The sequence below is a fragment of the Bacillus sp. 7_6_55CFAA_CT2 genome (assembly GCF_000238655.1).
GTDB lineage: Bacteria > Bacillota > Bacilli > Bacillales > Bacillaceae_G > Bacillus_A > Bacillus_A cereus.
The window spans coordinates 1-8,088 of sequence record NZ_JH414722.1 but is presented as its reverse complement, the minus strand read 5'-3'; the positions used below and the strand labels follow the sequence as shown (position 1 = coordinate 8,088).

The window sequence follows — 8,088 nt, the reverse complement described above, 5'->3', positions numbered from 1 at the left end:
TTATCCGGTATTAGCCCCGGTTTCCCGGAGTTATCCCAGTCTTATGGGCAGGTTACCCACGTGTTACTCACCCGTCCGCCGCTAACTTCATAAGAGCAAGCTCTTAATCCATTCGCTCGACTTGCATGTATTAGGCACGCCGCCAGCGTTCATCCTGAGCCAGGATCAAACTCTCCAATAAAGTTAGTTTGTCTAGCATCTAAAATAAAAATTGACGTTTCACGTTGTTTGTTTCGTTCAGTTTTCAAAGAACTACTTAGCCGCTCATTTGCGACTTCCTTATGTTAACACTTTCGTTATTTGATGTCAACTAAGTTTTTCATTTCGTTTGTCGCTTGCGACGTTATTGTCATCGGCGACTTGTTCTATATTACACCCCTGTAGATCAATCGTCAATACCTTTTATCTTTTTTATTTTATAAATCATAAAAGCTTTGCCCTCTCTTAATTTCTAACACATCCTTAGAACTTCTTAAACTTATGTATTCAAATTAACAATCTGCAGCCTACACTCTCTAACTTAATACTAATACTTTTCTAAAGAATGAATGTGAGACCAAGTAAATATATATTAAGGATAGTATTTTTTCTTTTAGTACGTTCTCCCTCCTGCTCATCTCTAGGGGGATTATAAATAAAACACTTCTCTTCTTTACCTTTAAAAAAGGAAAGAAATCTAATACCCTTAGGAGGCGTTATGAAATGCATGTTAATAAAAAGATAATTTATGTATCCCATGATGCCCATTTCCACGGAGCACAGCTACTTTCTTTACATACTATTAAGGCTCTTAAAGAAAACTTTGATTACTCTGTTGCAATTATTTCTATTGGATCCGGTATTTTAATTCCCGATTTTCAAAAGTACGGTCCTGTTTATTGTCTCGAGCAAGGTTTTCAAACAGAAGAAAAGGTCGAATTATTAATAAAGGATTTATTATCACAGAATTTTACCCTCGCCATATGTAGCACTGTCATAAGTGGCGATATCGTCGCATTACTAGCTAGACAAAATATAAAAGTTGTTTCATTAATACATGAATTACCGCATTTAATACAACAGTACTCTGCTGAAGGGAAAGCTAAAAACATCGCTGAATTTGCTTACAAAGTTGTCTTCCCTTCACAATACGTATATGAAAAATTTCGTACAATCACTGAATTGGATCCTCAAAAATGTCACATTCTCCCTCAAGGTTTGTTTAACCACAATCCTTATAAGAACAATATTGCAAAAGCTAGAAATGAGTTACGTAAGAAGCTTAACCTGCCTCTAGATAGCAAAATCATCTTGGGTGTAGGCTTCGCAGATTATCGGAAAGGGATAGATTTATTCTCACTTATCTCTTACTCAGTAAGAAAGACTCACAAGGATATTCATTTCATTTGGGTAGGGAGAACAGACGTTCAATTCCTGAATACACTGCCCCCTAAATATAAAGCACATTTCACATTAGTCGATCCTACTCCCGATATCGGATTATATAACGCTGGGGCTGACTTATACTTATTAACTTCAAGGGAAGATCCTTTTCCAAATGTTGTTTTAGAAGCATTAGATGCAAAACTTCCTGTTATAGGGTTTAAAAATGCTGGAGGTTTTGAAGATGTTGTTACAGAAAAAACTGGTGCCTTAGTAGACTTTTTAAATTTACCCAAAATGCTAGAAAAAATATATGAATTTATTCATGATGAGGGATTACGATTACAAAAGGGAAGCTTTGGCCAAGAACTTATCGAAAAAAACTTCAATTTTCTTAATTACATTTATCAATTACTAGATCTTCTCGAACATAATTACAAAAAGATAAGTGTAATCATGCCGAACTATAATTATGAAAAATACTTACCTGATCGAATCGAATCAATATTAAACCAAACCTACCCTCTTTACGAACTAATTTTCTTAGACGATGCCTCCACTGATCATAGCGTATCAACTTTTAAAAAGCTGCTTTCAAAAGAAAATAAGACCCACCTGAAGGTTCAACAGATTATTAATGATAAAAACTCTGGTTCTGTATTTAAACAATGGATAAAAGGAGTCTCTGCAGCAACTGGTGATTATATTTGGATCGCAGAGGCCGATGACTTATGCGATAAGACATTTTTACAAGAGGTGATACAGGGGTTTTATATAAATAACAATATTACCTTAAGTTACACACAATCAAAACAAATAGATGAACAAGGAAATGTATTGGCTAATCATTATTTAAATTACACAAATGATATCGATAAAGAAAAATGGAAAGCCCCCTATTTTCGAAAAGGCGTCGAAGAAATACAAGATACGTTACTTATCAAAAACACTATACCTAATGTTTCAAGTGTAGTTTTTAAAAATATAGATATGAAGAAAACGGAAAAACAGTTAGAGAAGTTCAAAATAGCTGGCGACTGGTTCTTCTATGTTTCTCTTCTTACAGAGGGAGATATTTACTTCAATCCAGCCCCCTTAAACTATCATAGACGACATTTAAATAGCGTAACGAGAACAGAAGATTCATACTCCCATTACAATGAAGTTGTGCAAATGCAAAATTTCATTAAAGAAAAATTTACTATCCACGACATTTCTAAAATGAAAATGTATACATATAGAAAGTATCTTAAAGCATACTTAAAAATTTAAACATGTGCTTTCTATGCCATCAATATCTCTTGTAAGTTACTACTATTACTCAAGGGGGGAATACTCTTTGAAAGACTTTATAGAGGAACATAAAGATTTAATTTCTCAAATCGCACACAGCTATAATGTAAATGCAAGTATCCATCCTGAGGATCATATCTTTCAGTTCATTGTCACTAATCCTGTCTTCCCATCAAAAAAAGAAGCGATAGATTACTACTTTAAAGATGGGAAAAACTCAGCACAAATACTCTTAAACTTAATTACTTCCCTTTATCCTCCTACAGGCAATCCAATTCAATTGTTAGAATTTGCATCCGGATACGGCTGCGTAACACGTCATTTATTAAATCTACAAACGAGTTTGAGTATAACCGCTTGCGATATACACGAAGAGGCCATTTCCTTTATTGAAAACAAATTAAATAATTCTTCTATATTATCTCATCCTGAGCCTGAACAGTTAAAATTGGACTCCTCTACATACGATATCGTTTTTTGTCTATCCTTTTTCTCTCATATGCCTGATACAACTTGGTTTCGTTGGCTGCAAACATTGTATAACGCTGTTTCACCTGGTGGTTTATTCATTTTCACAACCCATGGCTATCAAAGCAAAAAATACTTCGGGTTTCCAAATTTAAATGAAAAGGGCTATTGGTTTCTCTCTTCTAGTGAACAATTTGATTTAGATGTGAATCAATACGGACAAACGATAGTTAGCCCCTCTTACGTGTGTGACAAAATTAAATTATTACCCCATAACCCAATTATTAAAAAGTATACCGAAGGATTTTGGTGGGAACATCAAGACCTTTGGGTTATAGAAAAAGAAATAAAATAATAACCCACGCTCTGCTTATATACAAGTAGAGCGTGGGTTATTATTTTTTACTACATAAGAACTCTTCAATCCATAGCTTATTTAATCTAATCCCATGTTTAAAATCTATTTTAGGTTCCCAATTCAATTCTTGTTTTACCTTATCAATATTTAAAATGATTCTTTGAACGTTCTCTTGTTTTTGTTTGTAACAGATAAAATCCACTTTTCTTTCTGTTATTTTCTCTAATTCCACTATAATTCGTTTTAAAGAAAGACCTTTGCCACTCCCTATGTTGTATACGCAAGATTTCAATTGATTTAATTGTGCTAGTTGTATAGTAATTTCAACTAAATCATCGATATAAATATAATCTCTAATAATCTCCTCTGGATTCCCATATATATGAATCCTTTCATTACTGAGATGCTGGTACAAAAAACAATTTATCGCCCCAACTTTTTTTAAAGGGTTTTGGTATTTTCCATACGGATTAGAATATCTACATACAACATAATCTATTCCATATTTTTTCTTATAAAAATACAAATAATTCTCCAGCGAAACTTTTGTTATTCCATACGGGGAAAGTGGTCTTAATGGATGTTTCTCATCAATAGGCAAATATTCAGGTTCACCATAAACTGTGCCTCCCGAAGAAGCTAATATAATTTTTTTAATACGAAATTCTTTAACACTTTCCATGAAATTAAGAAAAAATAGACTGCTATTAATATCGCCAAAAACGTCTTCAATTGAAGTTGCTACGTTAGACGTCGCAGCTAAATAAATAATAATATCTATATTCACTAAAGCCTTATATATATCCTCAACATTTTCTAAATCACCTTTAATAAATTCAACTTCACTTATAATATTTTGAGGAAAATTATTTATATGTCTGGAAAATACTTTTACATTTTGCCCCTGTTTCAATAAACCCAATGCGAGGTTGATACCAATGAAACTATTTCCACCTACTATTAAATAATTATTCTTCCTCATAATATCATCTCTCTAGTAATAAATTTTTCCTATCGTCAAACTTAAAAATATACACAAATAAACTGGATCATTTTGATTATTCATCCTCTTATCATTGTATGTTTGTTATAAATTTTCATTATCTTTATTTTCTATTTTCATTTTAGAATAGCTTCCTTATTAAGGTTGACTGCAAAAACACTCATAATATTTACTCATCCCCATGAATATATTTAATAAACAATCCTCACTTGTTTAACCCATAAAAAAACTTCTAAATACACAAGGTTCTCAAAAAAGGAGTGTGAAACTCATGAAAAATATAAATCAAGAACTTTTAAATCATGTAATCCTACATAAAGATCGAATTCCCCATTACCATAAAGACTTTCCCCTTATACTATTTTGGAGTCATAGAAGCGGATGCACCTCATTAGCTAATTGGTTCTTTTTTCAAATTGGATTATTTACTGAAGCAAAGAAATACAATGACTTTATTCATTACTATGAGTTCTGGGTGTATAAAAACAGTACAAATTACATTCAACAATTACAAAATAGTCTTCTAGAGGCTAAAAAAAATGTTTGTAAACTTGTACGAAATCCTTATACAAGGGCTGTCAGCTCATTTTTATTACTTGCTGACAATCCATATGCTAGCCCACAATGGGAGAGCATCCATCATTATTTTTATAATGATAAATATAGTAATCAAGGAATATCATTTAAACAATTTTTATATTACGTTCAGGCATTCGGTTCCAATTCCCTAGCATTAGATATACATTTTAGTCAACAATACGTCCCTGGTGAAGAAAACTTCATTCAATGCTATATTCCTTTAGAAGATTTTAATACACAAATCACTAAGATAGAACACATGTACGATTTAACAAAATCTAATTTAGCACTTCTTACAAATTCAGATCATCATCGCGCTCACAAGATGATTTATGCAGGAAGCTATGCAGAACTTAGCATTACAGATCCAGGCTTTCCCCGATTTCCAACATACGAAAGCTTTTATGATAAAGAAACTATGGACTTAGTTACAGAAATATACGCACAGGATTTTGAAATGTACCCATACACGAAAGGGATATTTTAAGTCTATACATTTTCCCACGAATAAAAGCTGATACATCGCATAGCATAAAGTGAAACTTTAATTCGAGTGGGAGTTAATTATTCTCTTTCCCTAATCGTAATTTTAAGAGATACCTAACTTTCACCCATTTCCTTTGATTTCGCTGATTGTTGACGTGTATCATACTTTCCATACATAGATTGCATTTATTAACATAGGAGGGATATCGTGTGGAAATCAATTTGAAACACAATAATGGGTACTGCGTTATTTGCGAAAAGAAAGCTACATTTATAGAGCATAATGATTGGCTTAGAGATCATTATTTATGTTCTACATGTAACTCTATACCAAGGCAGCGAGCTTTAATCCATGCTTTACATACATTTTTTCCAAAATGGTGTTCCTATAATATTCACGAATCCTCTCCTGGAGGAATTACGACTCAGCTACTATTAAAAAACTGTAAAAACTATACTTATTCTCAATACTTTAAAAATTATCCTCTTGGCCAATACTTTCAAGGTATTAGATGTGAGAACTTAGAAGACATGACTTTTGAAAATGAATCTTTTGATTTATTCATTACTCAAGACGTTTTTGAGCATGTAATGACGCCAAACAAAGCCTTTAAAGAAATAGAACGAGTATTAAAACCTGGCGGTGCTCATGTATTTACTGTCCCTTGGTATCATACACTCACAAAAACTGTGCAAAGAGCAAGAATGAATAAAGAGGTGATTGAATATATTGAAGAGCCCATTTATCATGGAAACCCTATTGATGAGAATGGATCTTTAGTAACGTTCGATTGGGGGCAGGATATGATTGAATATATTTATACACATGCAAACATGTATACAATTGTTTATTTACAAAAGGATAGATCACTAGGGCTAGATGCTGAATTTTTACATGTTTTTATTAGTAAAAAATGTGTAAAAAATTTCTAAATACTATATAATTCAGTGATTTAATAAATCACTAGTAACTTCCCACTACTTGAACTACGAATAACATAAGGGGGATATAACTTGAAAATAATCGCTTTTTACTTACCACAATTCCATCAAATTAAAGAAAATGATCGATGGTGGGGGAAAGGATTTACTGAATGGACAAATACTAAAAGTGCACGACCTTTATTTTCAGGACATTATCAACCTAGGGAACCTTATCAAGATTTTTATTATGACTTAACTACCCCCTCCGTAAGAACGTGGCAAGCAAAAATCGCTAAAGCATACGGTATATATGGTTTTTGTTATTATCATTACTGGTTTAAGGGAAAAAGACTATTAGAAACCCCCTTTAATGAGGTACTAAAGATGAAAGAACCTGACTTCCCTTTTTGTCTTTCTTGGGCAAATGAACCATGGACAAAATCTTGGGATGGTCTCGATAAACATATATTAATGCCTCAAGACTACGGAGATATATCTGATTGGAAGGAACACTTTGATTATTTATTACAAGCTTTCCAAGATGAGAGATATATTTATATAGATAATAAACCCCTATTCATTATTTATCGTCCAGGACATATTCCTGATTGTGAAAAAATGCTTAATTACTGGAATGCATTAGCGCGAGAAAATGGTTTAAAAGGTATATACTTTGCTGAAACATTAAACAGTTTTCCACTACCTAATATAAATGGATTCGATGCTAGCATTCAGTTTGAACCTTTCTATACAATTGCCCATGATAGCTCTTCAGACATAAATAAGGTAATATATGATTCTGATATGCAATTAAATGTTTGGGACTACGATAAAGTATGGATGTATATATTACAACGATCGCTCCCAAAGAAAAAAACATTTCCTGGTGCTTTTGTTGATTGGGATAATACTGCACGACGTAAAAACGCGAATAGCAGCATCTTTGTAGGTTCTACCCCTGAAAAATTCACCATATATTTAAGCAAGCAAATTCATCGAACTTACTCTTTTTATAACAGCGAGTTTTTATTTATTAACGCATGGAATGAGTGGGCGGAAGGAACTTACTTAGAGCCAGATAAAAAATATGGATTTTCTTATTTAGAAGGGGTTAAAAATGCAATTGATAGAGGTATGAAAGCATACAAAAAAGACGAGTCATTCTGACTCGTCTTAAGCTTGCTTGGCGACGTCCTACTCTCACAGGGACAAGGTCCCAACTACCATCGGCGCTAGAGAGCTTAACTTCCGTGTTCGGTATGGGAACGGGTGTGACCTCTCTGCCATCATCACCAAACTATGAAGGCATATTCCTTCAAAACTAGATAACATTGCTACATATTATATGGTTAAGTCCTCGATCTATTAGTATTCGTCAGCTCCACATGTCACCATGCTTCCACCTCGAACCTATCAACCTGATCATCTTTCAGGGATCTTACTAGCTTACGCTATGGGAAATCTCATCTTGAGGGGGGCTTCATGCTTAGATGCTTTCAGCACTTATCCCTTCCGCACATAGCTACCCAGCTATGCCCTTGGCAGAACAACTGGTACACCAGCGGTGCGTCCATCCCGGTCCTCTCGTACTAAGGACAGCTCCTCTCAAATTTCC

The 8,088-nt window shown here is 33.6% G+C and carries 6 protein-coding genes and 3 rRNA genes; 5 read left to right on the top strand and 4 right to left on the bottom strand.

Annotated elements, in window-relative coordinates:
• Positions 1-181, bottom strand: a 16S ribosomal RNA gene (locus HMPREF1014_RS28870); the annotation flags it as partial.
• A gap of 521 nt (positions 182-702) precedes the next feature.
• Between HMPREF1014_RS28870 and HMPREF1014_RS28865 the strand changes: the two genes are divergently transcribed.
• The gene (locus HMPREF1014_RS28865) at positions 703-2,634 is read left to right on the top strand and encodes a glycosyltransferase (RefSeq protein ID WP_000558366.1); all 1,932 of its coding nucleotides are present in this window, start codon (positions 703-705) and stop codon (positions 2,632-2,634) included.
• Positions 2,635-2,701: 67 nt separating this feature from the next.
• The gene (locus HMPREF1014_RS28860; protein WP_000651234.1) at positions 2,702-3,478 is read left to right on the top strand and encodes a class I SAM-dependent methyltransferase; all 777 of its coding nucleotides are present in this window, start codon (positions 2,702-2,704) and stop codon (positions 3,476-3,478) included.
• 40 nt (positions 3,479-3,518) lie between these two features.
• Here HMPREF1014_RS28860 and HMPREF1014_RS28855 read toward each other — a convergent pair whose 3' ends face one another.
• Complete coding sequence (locus HMPREF1014_RS28855) at positions 3,519-4,463, bottom strand: NAD-dependent epimerase/dehydratase family protein (RefSeq protein ID WP_001230829.1); 945 nt, start codon at positions 4,461-4,463, stop codon at positions 3,519-3,521.
• A 292-nt stretch (positions 4,464-4,755) separates the two neighbouring features.
• Between HMPREF1014_RS28855 and HMPREF1014_RS28850 the strand changes: the two genes are divergently transcribed.
• The 3 genes from HMPREF1014_RS28850 (at position 4,756) to HMPREF1014_RS28840 (ending at position 7,640) form a co-directional block, all read left to right on the top strand.
• A complete protein-coding gene (locus HMPREF1014_RS28850; RefSeq protein ID WP_000790053.1) occupies positions 4,756-5,550 on the top strand; it encodes a sulfotransferase family 2 domain-containing protein in 795 nt (264 codons plus the stop codon).
• 209 nt (positions 5,551-5,759) lie between these two features.
• Positions 5,760-6,482: a class I SAM-dependent methyltransferase gene (locus HMPREF1014_RS28845; protein WP_000405114.1), complete on the top strand. Its 723-nt coding sequence runs from the start codon at positions 5,760-5,762 to the stop codon at positions 6,480-6,482.
• Between the two features lie 81 nt (positions 6,483-6,563).
• Positions 6,564-7,640 carry a glycosyltransferase WbsX family protein gene (locus HMPREF1014_RS28840; RefSeq protein WP_000691002.1) on the top strand — a complete coding sequence of 359 codons (1,077 nt, stop codon included), beginning with the start codon at positions 6,564-6,566 and terminating at the stop codon, positions 7,638-7,640.
• A 14-nt stretch (positions 7,641-7,654) separates the two neighbouring features.
• Here the strand turns inward: HMPREF1014_RS28840 and rrf are convergent.
• Both rrf and HMPREF1014_RS28830 read right to left on the bottom strand, forming a co-directional pair.
• Positions 7,655-7,770, bottom strand: a 5S ribosomal RNA gene (gene rrf / locus HMPREF1014_RS28835).
• 48 nt (positions 7,771-7,818) lie between these two features.
• A 23S ribosomal RNA gene (locus HMPREF1014_RS28830) occupies positions 7,819-8,088 on the bottom strand; the annotation flags it as partial.

Bases quoted from the DNA above. Each gene is read 5' to 3' on its own strand.
- HMPREF1014_RS28865 (WP_000558366.1), top strand. From the start codon at position 703: ATGCATGTTAATAAAAAGATAATTTATGTATCCCATGATGCCCATTTC.
- HMPREF1014_RS28855 (WP_001230829.1), bottom strand. From the start codon at position 4,463: ATGAGGAAGAATAATTATTTAATAGTAGGTGGAAATAGTTTCATTGGT.
- HMPREF1014_RS28850 (WP_000790053.1), top strand. From the start codon at position 4,756: ATGAAAAATATAAATCAAGAACTTTTAAATCATGTAATCCTACATAAA.